Genomic DNA, 14,496 nt, shown 5'->3' with positions numbered 1-14,496 from the left:
ATGAAGATCGGGATCATCGTCGGCGTGCTGATCGCCGCGGTCTTCGCCGCGGTGGTCACCACGAGCACGGTCACCAAGGTGGTGACCGACCATGTCGAGGCGCAGTCGGGCGGGGTCGTCAAGACCTCCTGCGACGCGTCGATCGGGCCGACCCTGCCGGGGCAGACCGATCGCGGTTCTTCGGACATCAGCAAGCTGGACGAGGAACAGAAGGGGATCGTCGCGCTGATCATCTCGATCGGCAAGCAGCGCACGCTGTCCCCGCGCGCGTGGCAGGTGGCGATCCAGGCCGGGATGACCGAGTCCAAACTGCGGAACCTGACCTACGGCGACCGCGACTCGCTCGGCATCTTCCAGATGCGGCCGTCGATGGGCTGGGGCACCGTCGCGCAGGTCACCGACCCGCCGTACCAGGTCAACAAGTTCTTCGACGTGCTGCTCGCGGTGCCGGACTGGGAGAACATGCGGCCCGGCGACGCCGCCCAGCGCGTCGAGCGGTCCGGGTTCCCCGACCGGTACCACAACTGGGAGCCGATGGCGGCGCTCCTCGTGCAGAACGAGGGTCAGATCGTCGACGTCGTCGGCTGCGGGACGAGCGTCGGCAGTGTCGTGCCGCCGAGCCAGGCGGCCGCCCAGGCCATCAAGTTCGCCCTCGCCGAGCAGGGCAAGCCGTACATCTGGGGCGCGACCGGTCCGAACAGCTACGACTGCTCCGGGCTGATGCTGCGGGCCTACGAATCGGCCGGGATCATCCTGCCGCGTGTTTCCCGCGACCAGTACAAGGCGGGCGCGATGCTGCCGGTGCGTCAGGCGCAGCCGGGTGACCTGCTGTTCCTCGCCACCGTGCCGTCGAACCCGGCGACCATCCACCACGTGATGATGTACCTGGGTGACGGCAAGATCGTCGAAGCGCAGCAGACCGGGGTGCCGGTGCACATCCGCGACTTCTCCTTCGACGAGGCCGAAGTGGTCGCGCAGGCGGTCCGTCCTGGCGTTTAGCATGGTGAAAGCGTGGTATCGCGATCGCGGGACCATCCGATTCACCCGAAGTGGCGGCCTGTCCACCGGCGAGCGGCCGCACACTGGCAGAGGATGAAGAACGTGGCACGGAAATTCGGAAGGCGAGGCAAGCCCGCGGCGGGGAACGGCCCGGAGGTCGATCCCCGCGATCTCTTCGGCACCGCCCAGCCCGCACGGCAGGCGGCGCGGCCGGCGTCGAGCACGCCGCTGGCCGATCAGCTGAACCAGGGCTGGCCGGGCGTCGACCCCGGTTACGTCGTGTTGCCGCGTTCGCTGGCCGAGGGGATGTCGCTGCCCTGGCAGCAGCAGATGGCCGCGTTGCTGGCGCAGTTCCACCAGGAGAACGGCAGGCTCGCCTGGCCGATCTACCGGGTCGTCCCGTCGCGTTACGAAAAGCTCGTCGACCTCGACGAAGAGCAGCTGGCGGAGGCCGGCTACCTGGTCGAGATGGACACCGAAGGCGAGATGATCTACCGCGAGCGCAGCGGGCGGAAGGTCGAAGATCCGGCGAACACCACTGTGCTCGTCTCGTGCCTGGACCCGATCCCGAAGCCTTCGCAGCGCCAGGCGCCTCCGCCGCCTTCGCAGGCCGCGCCGCCGGCGACCGGGCAGCCGCCGCGTGCTCCGGCGCCGATGAACATCGGACCCGCGCCGGTGTGGCGGACGGTCGCGCCGCCTTCCGGGCCGCCCGCTCCGCCGTTGCCGGGCAATCACGGGGCTCCGCAGGCTGCCGCGCCTCAAGCGCCCGCACCGCAAGCCCCTGCGCCCCAGGCGCCCGCGCCTCCGGCGGCCCAGACTCCAGCGCCCCAGGCGCCCGCTTCTCAGCAGGTGCCCGCGCCTCAGCCGCCGGTGTCCCAGGCACCCCCGACCCAGCCGCCGGTGTCCCAGGCGCCGCCTCCGCTGCCCCAGCCCAGCCGGATGCAGCCGCCACCGGTCAGTGCCCCTCCGGCCACTCCGGAGGTGCCACCCGCCGCGGCGAGCCAGGCAGAGCCGGAGCCGCCCGTGAGCCCACCCGACCCGCCGGTCACGGCGCCGCCGTCGGCCGCGATGCCGGCGTCACCCCCGCAGGGGATTCCCGTCGCGCCGGAACCGGCGACTCCGCCGCGTGGTGTGCCGATGCACCGGGGCTGGTTCGACGAGCTCGCCGAGAACGTGCCGGAAAGTTCGAAGGTGGATCAGCCCGAGGGCGGCGAGTTCGGCCCGACCGGCGATCCCACGGAGATCCCCTACCGCTATCGCAAGTGATGACAGGACGTCCCGGTGATGTCAGGCTTGACGTATGTCGAGCGACCCGAACCCGGATCAGGGCTGGTACTTCAACACCAAGACGAACCAGGTCGAGCACCTGGAACGCGGCCGGGGCATCGACCTCCTCGGCCCGTACCCGGACGAGGCGACGGCCAGGCGCGCCTTGGAGATCGCCAAGGAACGCACGAAGCAGGCCGACGCCGAAGACGCCAAGTGGAACGGCGACTGACCCGCTCGTGAGTGGCGTTTCGGGTTCTAACCCGAAACGCCACTCACGACCACCTGGACCGATCGGCCGCGCGCACGTGATCGATCAGGCGTCCTGACCGGCGAGTGCCGGTCCCAGCACGAACTCCGGATCCACCTGGGCCGTGAGGTCTTCCCCGGCCCGTCCGCTGCCCCACGCCCGCGCGTTGCGCAGGTGGAATTCGACGCCTTGCCGCTGATAGCGGGCCCAGTCGCGCCGCTCGCCGTCGACGGTCGCGAGCATCGAGCCCAGCGTCCCGAGGTTGTGCGCCTCGAGTTCGCCGATCGGGCGCGCGCGGCCGCGTTCGGCGGCGCGGACGTGCCGCGAGTTCTCCATCCAGCCCAGCAGGGCGTCGCCGACCTCTTCGCGCAGGAACTCAATGTCCTCGTCCTCGGTCACCTTGTTGCCCACGACGACCAGCCGCACCCCGAAGTCCCGCGCGTAGTCGGCGTACTGCCGGTACACGCCGACACTGCGCACGGTCGGCTCGCACACCAGGAACGTCACGTCGAACCGCGTGAACAGCCCGGACGCGAACGCGTCGGCGCCCGCGGTCATGTCCATGACCACGTACTCGCCCGCGTCGTCGATCATGTGGTTCAGCAGCAGTTCCGCCGCGCCGACCTTGGAGTGGTAGCAGGCGACGCCGAGGTCGTCCTCGTCGAACTGCCCGGTGACGCCGAGCCGCACGCCGCCGAACTCGCGGAAGCACGCCTCGAAGATCGGGTTGTCCTCGAACGGCCGGACCAGCCGTGACCCGCGCCCCGGCGGCGTCGTCTTGATCATCGAGGCCGCGTCGGCGATCCGCGGGTTGTCGCCGCGCAGGTACTCCTTGATCAGGCCCATGTTGTCGCCCAGCGTCGGCCACGCGATGGCCTCTTCCTCGCTCGCGCCGAGCGCGACGGCGAGGTGCTGGTTGATGTCCGCGTCGATCGCCAGCACCGGTTTTCCGTCGCCTGCCAGGTACGCGGTGAACAGCGACGCCAGCGTGGTCTTGCCGCTGCCGCCCTTCCCGACGAACGCGATCTTCACGCCACGGCCCTTCCTGTCGTTTTGAAAAGGGTATCGGTTTTCATTTCGGTCCGTAACGTACACCCGACCGGCCCGCACCCGAACGGGCGATCAACGGCGCCGGATCGGGATAGGGTTGGGTGGTGCCTCCACTCGTGATCAGGACACATGCGGCGGGAGGGGACTTCGGTCACCTGCGCGCCGAGTTCGCGCTGCCGGAGTCGTTCGGGCCCGACGTGCTCGCCGAGGCGGAGGCGGCGGTCGTCGACCCGCTCGAGTCGGCCGGGGAACGCGAGGACGCCACCGGCCTGCCCTTCGTCACCATCGACCCGCCCGGCGCCAAGGACCTCGACCAGGCGGTGCTGATCGAACGCGTCGACGGCGGCGGCTTCCGGGTCCACTACGCGATCGCCGATCTGGCCGCGTTCATCCCGCCGGGTGGCGCGCTCGACAAGGAGGCACGCCGCCGCGGGCAGACGCTCTACCTGCCCGACGGGAACGTCCCGCTGCACCCGCCGGTGCTGTCCGAAGGCGCGGCGAGCCTGCTGCCGGGGGAGACCCGGCCCGCCGTGCTGTGGACCATCGACGTCGACGCGCACGGCGAGCCGACGGCGACCAAGGTCCGCCGGGCACTGGTCCGGTCCACCGCGCAGTTCGACTACGAGACCGTCCAGGCCGCGATCGACGCGGGCGGCCCGCATCCCTCGGTCGCCGCGCTGCCGGAACTGGGCCGCCTGCGGCGCGAGCTCGCGATCCGGCGCGGCGCGGTCGAACTGCAGCTGCCGGAGCAGGAGATCAGCGGCGATCCCGACGGCGGCTGGGCGCTGATCCAGCGGCCGCGCAACGACGTCGACGCGTGGAACGCCGAGATCTCGCTGCTCACCGGCATGGCCGCGGCCAAGATCATGATCGACGCGAAGATCGGTGTCCTGCGCACGCTGCCGCAGCCCGATCCCGAGGCGGTCGAATGGCTCGGCCGGTCCGCGCAGGCCTTGAACATCGACTGGCCGGAGGGCAAGAGCGTGTCGGAGTTCCTGGCCGCGCTCGACCCCGGGCAGCCCGCGTCCATGGCGCTTTTCGCCGACACCACAAGGCTTTTGCGCGGCGCCGGGTACACCGCGTTCGACGGCGAACTGCCGGAGCTGACGACGCACGCCGGGATCGGCGGCGCGTACGCCCATGTCACCGCGCCGATCCGGCGGCTGGTCGACCGGTTCGCCACCGAGATCTGTCTCGCGGTGAGCGCCGGCCGCGAAGTGCCCGAATGGGTTCGCGCGGCGCTTTCGGAGGTGCCGGAACAGATGTCGGCGTCCGACACGCTGGCGGCCAAGGTCGAACGCGCCACCATCGACCAGGTCGAGGTCTGGGTGATGGCCGAGCACATCGGCGGCGAGTTCAGCGCGATCGTGCTGCGCGCGGAAGAGACCAAGGCCGAGATCCTGGTCGAGGATCCGCCGGTGATGTCCAAGTGCACCGGTGAGAAGCTGCCGGAAGGCGAGCGGATCCGCGTCCGGCTCACCGCGGTGGACGTCGACAAGCGGAAACTGTCGTTCGAGCGGGCATGATCGACGACCTCGGCGAAGTGGTCCCGCTGCGCGAACCGGCGTCGCGGGTGGTCTCGCTCGTGCCGTCGCTGACCGAGGCCGTCGAGGTGAGCGCGCCGGGACGGCTCGCGGGCGCGACGGACTACTGCACCCATCCGGTCGATCTGGACGTCCCGCGGGTGGGCGGCTCGAAGTACCCGAACGTCGACAAGGTGCTCGAACTCGAACCGGATCTGGTGCTGGCCAACTCCGAGGAAAACCGGCCGGAGGATGTGGAACGCTTACGCGCCAACGGAATCCCGGTCTGGGTGATGGAGGCGTCGGCGACCGTGCCCAGCGCGCTCGCCTCGATCCGGCGGATCCTGACGCAGGCCTACGACCTCGCCGAGCCGGAGTGGCTGGTCGAGGCGGAGGAGATCTGGCGGGAGACGTCGCCGGAGCGCTTCCGCGCGGTCGTGCCGGTCTGGCGGAAGCCGTGGATCGTGCTCGGCCGGGACACCTTCGGCGGTGACGTGCTGCGTCGCGTCGGAATCGGCAACGTCTACGCGGACCACGAAGAGCGTTACCCACGTCCGAAGCTCGACGAGCTCCAAGCGCGCTTCGCGGCCGAAGAGGCGAACCTGCTCGTGTTGCCCGACGAGCCCTACGAGTTCACTGCCGACGATGGCCCCGAAGCGTTCCCCGGCGCGAAGCACGTCCTGGTCTCCGGCCGCCATCTGACCTGGTACGGCCCTTCGCTCGTCGAAGCGCACGCCCACCTCACGCATTTAGTCCTCTGAATGCGGTCATAGCGCATCCAGAGGACTAAATGCGGGGTGGTCAGAGGGTCAGGCCAGTCAGGACGGTGACGCGCTCTTCGGTGAAGTCCGCCATCGCCGACGCCGGGCCTTCGCGGCCGACACCGGAGTCCTTCACGCCGCCGTAGGGCATCTGGTCGGCGCGGAAGCTGGGCACGTCGCCGACGAGCACGCCGCCGACCCGCAGCTTCGCGGACACGTCGAACGCCGTCGGCAGGTCACGCGTGAACACGCCCGCCTGCAGACCGAAACGCGAGTCGTTGATCCGGCGTACGCCGTCTTCCACCGAGTCCACCCGGGTGATCGACACGACCGGCCCGAAGACCTCGTCGGCCATCACCGACGCGTCCTCCGGCACGTTCGCGAGCACCGTCGGCTCGACGGTGGCGCCGTCACGCTTGCCGCCGGTCAGCAGCTCGCCGCCCGCCTCGACCGCGGCCGTGATCCACGATTCCACCCGGGAGGCGGCGGTGGTGTTGATCAGCGGCCCGACGTCCACGCCGTCGGTGCGCGGGTTGCCGGTCCCGAGCGCGCGCACCTGCTCCAATACCTTGGCCTGAAGTTCCTCGTAGACGTCGGCGTGCGCGTACACACGCTGCACCGAGATGCACGACTGACCGGCCTGGTACATCGCGAACGTCGCGATCCGCTGCGCCGCGAAGTCCAGATCCGTCCAATCAGGACAGACGAGCACCGCGGCGTTGCCGCCGAGTTCGAGCGCGACGTGCTTGCGCGGCACGCTGTCCCGGATCCCCCAGCCCACCGGCACGGAACCGGTGAACGACACGACCGGCAGGCGCGGGTCGGCCACCAGCTTGGCCGATTCCTCGTTGCTCACCGGGAGGATCGACCAGCTGCCGGCGGGCAGCTGGGTCTCGGCGAGGATCTCGCCGAGCAGCAACGCGGTCAGCGGCGTCGCGGGCGCCGGCTTGAGCACGATCGGCGCGCCGACCGCGATCGCCGGCGCCACCTTGTGCGCCACCAGGTTCAGCGGGAAGTTGAACGGCGTGATGCCCAGCACGGGGCCCTTCGGCACGCGGCGCACCAGCGCGAGCCGTCCGGTGCCGCCGGGGTCGGTGTCGAGCCGCTGCAGGTCACCGGAGAACCGGCGGGCCTCCTCGGCGGCCCAGCGGAACGTCGACGCCGCGCGCCCGATCTCGCCGCGAGCCCACTTCAACGGCTTACCGGACTCGGCGGTGATCAGCTGCGCGATCTCTTCGGACCGCTCACCCAAAACTCGGGACACGTGGTCCAATGCGCCCGCCCGGACGTGCGCGGGCAGCGTCGCGAACTCGTCCTGGACGTCGTGCGCGGCCTGGACCGCGGCTTCGATGTCCGAAGTGGACGGAACGTGGTGCGACCCGGCCTCGCTTCCGTCGAAGGAGTGGCGGACGACGACGGTCTCGTCGCTGGTGACCGGCTTTCCGGCTACCCAGTAAGGCAAGGTGGTCACTTGGAGGCCTCCGTGCGGACAGCCTGCTCCAGGACCGACAGGCCCTCTTCGAGCAGTTCGGTGGACAGGGACAGCGGCGGCAGCAGACGAACGACGTTGCCGTAGGTGCCGCAAGTGAGGACGACGACGCCCGCCTGGTGGCAGGCATGCGCGACCCGTTTGGTCAGGTCGGCGTCGGGTTCGGTGGTGCCCGGCTTCACGAACTCGGCGGCCAGCATCGCGCCGCGGCCGCGGACGTCGCCGATCACACCGGTCTCCTCTGCCAGCGCGCGCAGCCGTGGCAGCACCGTGTCCTCGATGCGCTTCGCCGACGCCGCGACGTTCTCCTGCCGCATGATCTCGATCGAGCCGAGCGCCGCGGCACACGCGATCGGGTTACCGCCGTAGGTGCCGCCGAGGCCGCCCGGCGGGACGGCGTCGAGCAGTTCCGCGCGGCCGGTGACCGCGGCGAGCGGCAGCCCGCCCGCGATGCCCTTGGCGGTGGCGATCAGATCGGGCACGACCTCTTCGTGGGTGGACGCGAACCACTCACCGGTGCGGCAGAAGCCGGTCTGCACCTCGTCGGCGACGAACACGACACCGTTTTCGGTGCACCAGCGGGAAAGCGCGGGAAGGAAACCGGGGGCGGGCTCGATGAAACCGCCTTCGCCCTGCACCGGCTCCAGCACGACCGCCGCGACCTGGTCGCCGCCGATCTGCTTCTCGATCCGGTCGATGGCGATCCGCGCGGCCTCGGGACCGGACAGGCCGTCGCGGTACGGGTACGACCCCGGCACCCGGTAGACCTCGGGCGCGAACGGGCCGAAACCGTGCTTGTAGGGGATGGACTTCGCGGTCAGCGCCATCGTCAGGTTGGTGCGGCCGTGGTAGGCGTGGTCGAACACGACGACCGCCTGACGTCCGGTCGCGGCGCGGGCGATCTTCACCGCGTTCTCGACGGCTTCGGCGCCGGAGTTGAACAGCACCGAACGCTTCTCGTGCGTACCCGGCGTCAGCTTGTCGAGCGCCTCACACACCTCGACGTAGCCCTCGTACGGCGTGACCATGAAACACGTGTGCGTGAACCGGCCGGCCTGTTCGCGGACGCGGTCCACGACGGCGGGGGCGGCATGGCCGACGTTGGTCACCGCGATACCGGAACCGAAGTCGATCAGGACGTTGCCGTCGGCGTCGGTGAGCAGGCCGCCTTCGGCCGAGGTGACGTAGACGGGCAGCACCGAGCTCACACCGGCGGCGACGACGGCCGCGCGTCGTTCCTGCAGGGCGCGCGAGGCGGGGCCGGGGATCTCGGTGCGCAGCCTGCGCTGCGTTGCGGTGGTGGCGGTCACGGCCAAACTCCTGCGGACGCGAGGGACGGGGGTCGCCCTCCAGGATGGGAGCCGCGCCCGGCGCCGTCAGCTCGACATCTTGTCGATATCGAGGCGTAGAGTTGGACAACATGGCACTGACCCTCGCCGCGCTCGTGGCCGAACGTTCGCTCGGCCTGCGGGTGCGTGCGGCCGAGGCGGCGCTCGACCGGCCGATCGGCTGGGTCCATCCCACCGAACTGACCGATCCGCAGGCCTTCCTCGAAGGGGGCGAACTGCTGCTGACCACCGGTCTCGCCCTCGATGAGACCACGTCACCCGGGTACATCCGGCGACTGGTCGACGCGGGCGTGGCGGGGCTCGGATTCGGGGTCGGCCTCAGTCACGAGAGCATTCCTCAGTCCCTTGTGGACACTGCGGACGAGGTCGGGCTCCCGGTTCTGGAAGTGCCGAAGAAGACGCCGTTCATCGCGATCACGCGCGCGGTATCCCGTGCGGTCGCCGCGGACGAGTACGCGTCGCTCGTGCGCACCGGCAAGGGGCAGCAGGAACTGACGAGGACCGCCGTCGGCAAGGGCGGCCCCGGCGGGGTGGTGCGGAAACTGGCGAAGCTGGTCGATGGCTGGGTGCTCCTGCTCGATTCGGCGGGCCGGGTCACCGAAGCCTCGCCATCGTCGGCGCGTCCTTTCGCCGACGAGGTTCGCGAAGAGCTCGCGCGCCTGCGTGCGGGCACGCTCGTGACGGCGGTGGGGGAGGACGAGGTGGTGCTGCAGACGCTCGACACTCGGGCGCGTGGCGTACTCATGGTCGGGACAGCCGACCCGTTGGACGCCGCGGGACAGCACATCGTCAACACCGCGGTCTCGCTACTTTCTCTTGCGCTGGAACGGAATCGTGAGCATGTGGCCGCTCTTCGGTACTTGCGCACAGGTCTGTTCGACCTCTTGGTGGGCGGTCAGGACGAGCTCGTGATGAGTGTCCTTTCCACCGTCTGGGGCGGTGCGCCGGACGCGCCTTGGCGAGTCCACGCCTTCGTGGGGCCGCCAGGGACGAGGCAGGCGTTTCACGCTCTGCTGGAAGCGGAAACCGAGGCGAACGAGGTGTTCTTCGCGCACTCGGGTACCGCGGTGATCGCCGTGACGGTCGCGGATCCCCGCGTCTCGGAGAAAGTGGTGCGGCTGGCGGGCCGGGTCGGTGGAATGCACGGCGGCTCCTCGGAAGTCGTCGCCATCGCCGAGTTCGCGTTCGGTGCCCGCCAAGCCGAACAGGCGGCAGGTGTGGCGAAAGCCAGGGGAGTGGAGTTCGTCCCTTATGCCGACCATGCCGGACGCGGCTTTCTCAGCCTGGTCGATTCCCAAGCGGCGCAAGCCTTTTCGGACAGCCTGCTGGCGCCGCTACGGCACCACGACGAAACCGGCCGAGGCCAATTGGTCGCCTCGCTGACCTGCTGGCTCGAACACCACGGTCACTGGGATCTGGCGTCCGCGCGGCTCGGCGTCCACCGGCACACCCTGCGCAACCGCATGCGCAAGGTCGCCGAACTCACCGGCCGCGACCTCGATTCCCCTGGCGTGCGCGCCGAATTCTGGCTCGCGCTGCAGGTCAGCGCTCGGACCTGACCAGAGCGATCGGCGAGTCCCCGCAGCGCCGCAGCTGAGCGCCGGTCTCCGTCGTGACCGGCTCCGCGCCGGCGGACCACCACGCCGGGACGTCGACCTCGCGGACCAGCGATCCCGTCGCCTGCCGGGCGTTGTTCGACACGATCACCCTGCCCTGCGCGTTGACCAGCGCCGCGCGGCCGCCGAGGGCGCGCAGCTTCGGCTGCAGCAGGCGCTCGACCTCGCGCACGTAGATGTCCGCGCCGACGACGCCCGCGAAGGCCCCGTCGCGCTGGACAGGGACGGTGAAGGTCAGCGTGTATTCGTCGGTGCAGAGGTAATCGACGTACGGGCCGTTGATGTGGCGGCGGCCCGTGTCACGCGGGACGGTGAACCACGACTGCCGGGTGTAGTCCAGGAAGTTCTCGCTGTCCGGATCGAGGCTGATGACCAGCTGCACCGGCTCGGCGTCGCCGGTCTCGGTCCACCATTCGAAGCCGAATTCCTGATCGGCCAGTGCGTTCGGCGCGCTGATGAACCCGGCGCCGACGACCAGGCCGCCGAGGACCTCGAAGACCTGCGGCCGGAGACGGGTCAGGTCTTCCGCGGTGGCATCGGCGGATGCGGCCAGGAGCCCCTCGGCGCCGGCCAGTACCGGCTTCAGCCGGCCGAAGACGTCTTCGACCAGGGCGGATACCTGTTCGACGACCTCGGAACCGGCGGACGGTGTGTCGTTCACGATGCTCACCTCGGATGCGCGGATGTCGCAGCTTAAGGGGCCAGAAGGTCTAAATGCACGTCCGCCAGCCGGTCTATCGCTTCGAGGATGTGCTCCTCGGTGAGCTTCCTGGCCAGCTCGCCGTCGCCCTGTGCGATGGCGGCGGCGATCGCGCGGTGTTCGGCGTAGGCGTTCTCGCGGGTGCCGTGCGGCTCGAGCGGAAGCCACAGCAATCCACCACGTTCGCTCTGCAACTGCACTTCTTCCCTGGTCAACCGCGGCGATTGGGCGGCCGCGGCGACTTCGAGATGGAACTGGCGCTCGGCACGCGACGCTTCCGCGCCGGTGGCGGTGCGGATGTCCTCGGTCGCCAGTTCGAGCCGCTCGATGTCTTCGGGCGAACTCCGCTCGGCGGCGAGTTTGGCCGCCGAGCCCGCGATGGCGAGGTAGTGATCGCCGACGTCGCGAAGCTCGGACAGCGAGACCGTGCGAAGGCGCTCTCGCCACGAAGCGGCCGAAGGGTTGGCAGGCGTCTTCACGAAGCTTCCGCCGCCTCGGCCGCGTCGCGTCTCGACAAGACCCTGCTGTCGCAAGGCCACGAGCGCTTCGCGGACCGTCACGGTGGAGACGCCGAACTGGGCGGCCAGCTCGGCTTCGCTCGGCAGCTGTTCCGAATCGGCCAGCAGCCCGAGCGTGATGGCGTCGACCAGCCGCGAGGTGACCGCTTCCGCCCGGCCGATCTGGTCGAGCGGAGCGAACATCGCTGATCGCGCGCTGTGCGACATCCCCTTACGCATGGTGGCCCTTCGCCTGTACCGCTACCCGATGGAACCAATCTTGCACCATCGTCTTGTCATTTAACCTATGGACTTATATGTTTTAGCTCCCGCGCCGCCCCACAAGGGAGCAGGGGACCTTTGCTACCACCTCACGCCACCAGGCCCTGGAGGTCTCGTGCAGCAGTTGAAGCACTTCATCGGCGGTGAGTACACCGGATCCGCGTCGGGCAAGGTCGCCGACGTCGTCGATCCCGTCACCGGCCGCCCGTATTGCACCGCCGCCGTCGCCGGCCCCGAAGACGTCGACCGCGCGCTCAAGGTCGCGGCAGCCGCCTTCGAAACCTGGCGCGAGACCACGCCGGCGCAGCGCCAGCTCGCGCTGCTGAAGATCGCGGACGCCGTCGAAGCCCGCGCGGACGACCTCGTCCTCGTCGAATCGGCGAACACCGGCAAGCCGGTCGCGCTCACCGCGGCCGAAGAACTGCCGATGATCGTCGACCAGTTGCGGTTCTTCGCGGGGGCCGCGCGTGTCCTCGAAGGACGGTCGGCGGGCGAGTACATGGAAGGACATACCTCTTTCGTCCGCCGAGAACCGATCGGCGTGTGCGCGCAGGTTACGCCGTGGAACTATCCGCTCCTCATGGCGGTCTGGAAGATCGCGCCCGCGCTCGCCGCGGGGAACACCGTGGTGCTCAAACCGGCCGACACGACTCCCGCGTCGACGCTTCTCTTCGCCGAGATCTGCGCCGGATTCCTGCCACCCGGCGTGCTCAACGTGATCTGCGGCGACCGCGAGACCGGGCGGGTGCTCGTCGAGCACGAGATCCCCGCGATGGTGTCCATCACCGGTTCCGTGCGAGCCGGGATCGAAGTCGCCGCTTCGGCCGCGAAGGACGTTAAGCGCGTACACCTCGAACTCGGCGGTAAAGCGCCCGTAGTCGTCTTCGCGGACGCCGACATCGAAGCGGCCGCAGAAGGCATCGCCGCCGCCGGCTACTTCAACGCGGGCCAGGACTGTACGGCGGCGACGCGCGTCCTGGTCGCCGACGAAGTCCACGACACCTTCGTCGCGGCTCTCACCAGGCAGGCGCGGGCGACCACCACCGGCAAGCCCGACGACACGTCGGTCAGCTACGGGCCGCTCAACAACGCAGCCCAGCTCGACCGGGTCGCAGGTTTCGTCGACCGGCTGCCCGCGCACGCGATAGTCCACTGTGGAGGTAAGCGGCATGGGGACGAGGGTTACTTCTACGAACCGACGGTGATCTCCGGGGTCCGCCAGGACGACGAGATCAGCCAGACGGAGATCTTCGGCCCGGTCATCACCGTGCAGCGCTTCGAGACCGAAGCCGAAGCGCTCGCCGCGGCCAACGGCGTCGAGTACGCGCTCGCGTCGTCGGTGTGGACCAGCGACCACCAGCGGGCGATGCGGCTGGCCGGGAAGCTCGATTTCGGCTGCGTGTGGATCAACACGCATATCCCGCTGGTCGCCGAGATGCCGCACGGCGGCTTCAAGAAGTCCGGCTACGGCAAGGACCTCTCGCTCTACGGCCTCGAGGACTACACCCGCGTCAAGCACGTGATGAGCGCGCTGTGACGACCACCGAAAGGCACGCCATGCCTCATCAAGCGCCCACCGCCGCCGCGGGGGAGCAAGGGACCTTTGCTACCACTTCCGCAGGTGGAGGCGACAATCCGGCCATCCGGCTGCGCGGCCTGCGCAAGGAGTTCGGCCAGGTCCACGCGGTCGACGGCGTCGACCTCGACATCCCGCCCGGCGAGTTCTTCTCCATGCTCGGCCCGTCCGGTTCCGGCAAGACGACCGTGCTCCGCATGATCGCCGGCTTCGAACTCCCGACGTCGGGCACGATCGAACTCCACGGCCGCGACGTCAGCCGTCTCGCGCCCTTCGACCGCGACGTCAACACCGTCTTCCAGGACTACGCGCTCTTCCCGCACATGACCGTGCAGCAGAACGTCGAGTACGGCCTCCGGGTGAAACGCGTGCCTCGCGCGGAGCGCCGTCAACGCGCGAAGGAAGCTCTCGACACCGTCCGGCTCGGCGAGTTCGGGGAGCGCAAACCCGACCAGCTCTCCGGCGGCCAGCGGCAGCGGGTCGCCCTCGCCAGGGCACTGGTCAACCGGCCCAAGGTGCTGCTGCTCGACGAACCGCTCGGCGCGCTCGACCTGAAACTGCGCCACACCATGCAGACCGAGCTGAAGCAGATCCAGCGCGAGGTCGGCATCACCTTCATCTTCGTCACCCACGACCAGGACGAGGCGTTGACGATGAGCGACCGCATCGCGGTGTTCAACGCCGGCCGCATCGAACAGGTCGGTTCACCGGTCGAGGTCTACGAGCGGCCCGCGACGGCGTTCGTCGCCGGCTTCGTCGGCACCTCGAACCTGCTCAGCGGCGGCGGCGCCGAGAACATCATCGGCAAACCCGGTGTGTTCAGCATCCGCCCCGAGAAGATCCGCATCGACGCCGATCTCTCGAAATCCGCCGGGGTCGGCGAGACCAGCGCCACCGGCACCGTCACCGACACCGTCTACGCCGGCGCGATCGTGCGCTACGAGGTCACGCTCGACGCCGGTGGCCAGCTCTCCGTGGTCCGGCAGAACACCGCCGAACCCGCGGACTTCGAAGGCGGCCGCGTCCGCCTGAGCTGGCGGCACGAACACAGCTTCCGCGTCCCCGAAGCCGGTTAGTTCTCCCCCTGTACCGAAAGGTTGTTCAATGAAGAACAGGAAACTCGCGCTCGCCGGCCTGC

General features: G+C 69.6%; 13 protein-coding genes. 8 read left to right on the top strand and 5 right to left on the bottom strand.

What is annotated here, in order from left to right:
• The 3 genes from ED92_RS00205 (at position 1) to ED92_RS00195 (ending at position 2,497) form a co-directional block, all read left to right on the top strand.
• A complete protein-coding gene (locus ED92_RS00205; protein ID WP_037331962.1) occupies positions 1-999 on the top strand; it encodes a C40 family peptidase in 999 nt (332 codons plus the stop codon).
• Positions 1,000-1,101: 102 nt separating this feature from the next.
• On the top strand, positions 1,102-2,265 hold the full coding sequence (locus tag ED92_RS00200; protein WP_037335729.1) for a hypothetical protein: 1,164 nt from the start codon (positions 1,102-1,104) through the stop codon (positions 2,263-2,265).
• Between the two features lie 34 nt (positions 2,266-2,299).
• Positions 2,300-2,497 carry a hypothetical protein gene (locus tag ED92_RS00195; protein WP_037331961.1) on the top strand — a complete coding sequence of 66 codons (198 nt, stop codon included), beginning with the start codon at positions 2,300-2,302 and terminating at the stop codon, positions 2,495-2,497.
• 84 nt (positions 2,498-2,581) lie between these two features.
• Here ED92_RS00195 and ED92_RS00190 read toward each other — a convergent pair whose 3' ends face one another.
• Entirely contained in the window at positions 2,582-3,547 is a 966-nt protein-coding gene (locus ED92_RS00190) for an AAA family ATPase (RefSeq protein ID WP_037331959.1), read from the bottom strand.
• A 134-nt stretch (positions 3,548-3,681) separates the two neighbouring features.
• Here ED92_RS00190 and ED92_RS00185 point away from each other — a divergent pair, with 134 nt between their 5' ends.
• Positions 3,682-5,091: an RNB domain-containing ribonuclease gene (locus ED92_RS00185; RefSeq protein WP_037331958.1), complete on the top strand. Its 1,410-nt coding sequence runs from the start codon at positions 3,682-3,684 to the stop codon at positions 5,089-5,091.
• Entirely contained in the window at positions 5,088-5,849 is a 762-nt protein-coding gene (locus ED92_RS00180; protein ID WP_037331956.1) for a helical backbone metal receptor, read from the top strand. The genes ED92_RS00185 and ED92_RS00180 overlap by 4 nt, the downstream gene beginning before the upstream one ends.
• Positions 5,850-5,889: 40 nt before the next feature.
• On the opposite strand, the gene ED92_RS00175 is transcribed toward ED92_RS00180, so the two are convergent.
• Both ED92_RS00175 and gabT read right to left on the bottom strand, forming a co-directional pair.
• Positions 5,890-7,320, bottom strand: coding sequence for an aldehyde dehydrogenase family protein (locus tag ED92_RS00175; RefSeq protein WP_037331955.1), 1,431 nt, complete (start codon positions 7,318-7,320; stop codon positions 5,890-5,892).
• The gene (gabT, locus tag ED92_RS00170; protein ID WP_052120189.1) at positions 7,317-8,648 is read right to left on the bottom strand and encodes a 4-aminobutyrate--2-oxoglutarate transaminase; all 1,332 of its coding nucleotides are present in this window, start codon (positions 8,646-8,648) and stop codon (positions 7,317-7,319) included. The genes ED92_RS00175 and gabT overlap by 4 nt, the downstream gene beginning before the upstream one ends.
• Before the next feature lie 110 nt (positions 8,649-8,758).
• Between gabT and ED92_RS00165 the strand changes: the two genes are divergently transcribed.
• The gene (locus tag ED92_RS00165) at positions 8,759-10,246 is read left to right on the top strand and encodes a PucR family transcriptional regulator (protein WP_037331952.1); all 1,488 of its coding nucleotides are present in this window, start codon (positions 8,759-8,761) and stop codon (positions 10,244-10,246) included.
• Here ED92_RS00165 and ED92_RS00160 read toward each other — a convergent pair.
• Together ED92_RS00160 and ED92_RS00155 are read right to left on the bottom strand one after the other, a co-directional pair.
• On the bottom strand, positions 10,230-10,964 hold the full coding sequence (locus ED92_RS00160; protein WP_037335726.1) for a cache domain-containing protein: 735 nt from the start codon (positions 10,962-10,964) through the stop codon (positions 10,230-10,232). The two genes, ED92_RS00165 and ED92_RS00160, sit on opposite strands and share 17 nt — an antisense overlap.
• Positions 10,965-10,996: 32 nt before the next feature.
• On the bottom strand, positions 10,997-11,740 hold the full coding sequence (locus tag ED92_RS00155; RefSeq protein ID WP_037331950.1) for a FadR/GntR family transcriptional regulator: 744 nt from the start codon (positions 11,738-11,740) through the stop codon (positions 10,997-10,999).
• A gap of 157 nt (positions 11,741-11,897) precedes the next feature.
• Between ED92_RS00155 and ED92_RS00150 the strand changes: the two genes are divergently transcribed.
• Both ED92_RS00150 and ED92_RS00145 read left to right on the top strand, forming a co-directional pair.
• The gene (locus tag ED92_RS00150; RefSeq protein ID WP_037331948.1) at positions 11,898-13,319 is read left to right on the top strand and encodes a gamma-aminobutyraldehyde dehydrogenase; all 1,422 of its coding nucleotides are present in this window, start codon (positions 11,898-11,900) and stop codon (positions 13,317-13,319) included.
• 20 nt (positions 13,320-13,339) lie between these two features.
• The gene (locus ED92_RS00145) at positions 13,340-14,434 is read left to right on the top strand and encodes an ABC transporter ATP-binding protein (protein ID WP_037335723.1); all 1,095 of its coding nucleotides are present in this window, start codon (positions 13,340-13,342) and stop codon (positions 14,432-14,434) included.
• Positions 14,435-14,496 lie beyond the last annotated feature (62 nt).

Origin of the sequence: Amycolatopsis sp. MJM2582 (assembly GCF_000754115.1) — a bacterium.
Taxonomy (GTDB): Bacteria; Actinomycetota; Actinomycetes; order Mycobacteriales; family Pseudonocardiaceae; genus Amycolatopsis; species Amycolatopsis japonica.
Note: the sequence above shows the minus strand (reverse complement) of the source record. Positions and strands in the feature narration are given on the sequence as shown.

Bases quoted from the DNA above. Each gene is read 5' to 3' on its own strand.
- ED92_RS00205 (WP_037331962.1), top strand. From the start codon at position 1: ATGAAGATCGGGATCATCGTCGGCGTGCTGATCGCCGCGGTCTTCGCC.
- ED92_RS00195 (WP_037331961.1), top strand. From the start codon at position 2,300: ATGTCGAGCGACCCGAACCCGGATCAGGGCTGGTACTTCAACACCAAG.
- ED92_RS00180 (WP_037331956.1), top strand. From the start codon at position 5,088: ATGATCGACGACCTCGGCGAAGTGGTCCCGCTGCGCGAACCGGCGTCG.
- ED92_RS00165 (WP_037331952.1), top strand. From the start codon at position 8,759: ATGGCACTGACCCTCGCCGCGCTCGTGGCCGAACGTTCGCTCGGCCTG.
- ED92_RS00155 (WP_037331950.1), bottom strand. From the start codon at position 11,740: ATGCGTAAGGGGATGTCGCACAGCGCGCGATCAGCGATGTTCGCTCCG.
- ED92_RS00145 (WP_037335723.1), top strand. From the start codon at position 13,340: ATGCCTCATCAAGCGCCCACCGCCGCCGCGGGGGAGCAAGGGACCTTT.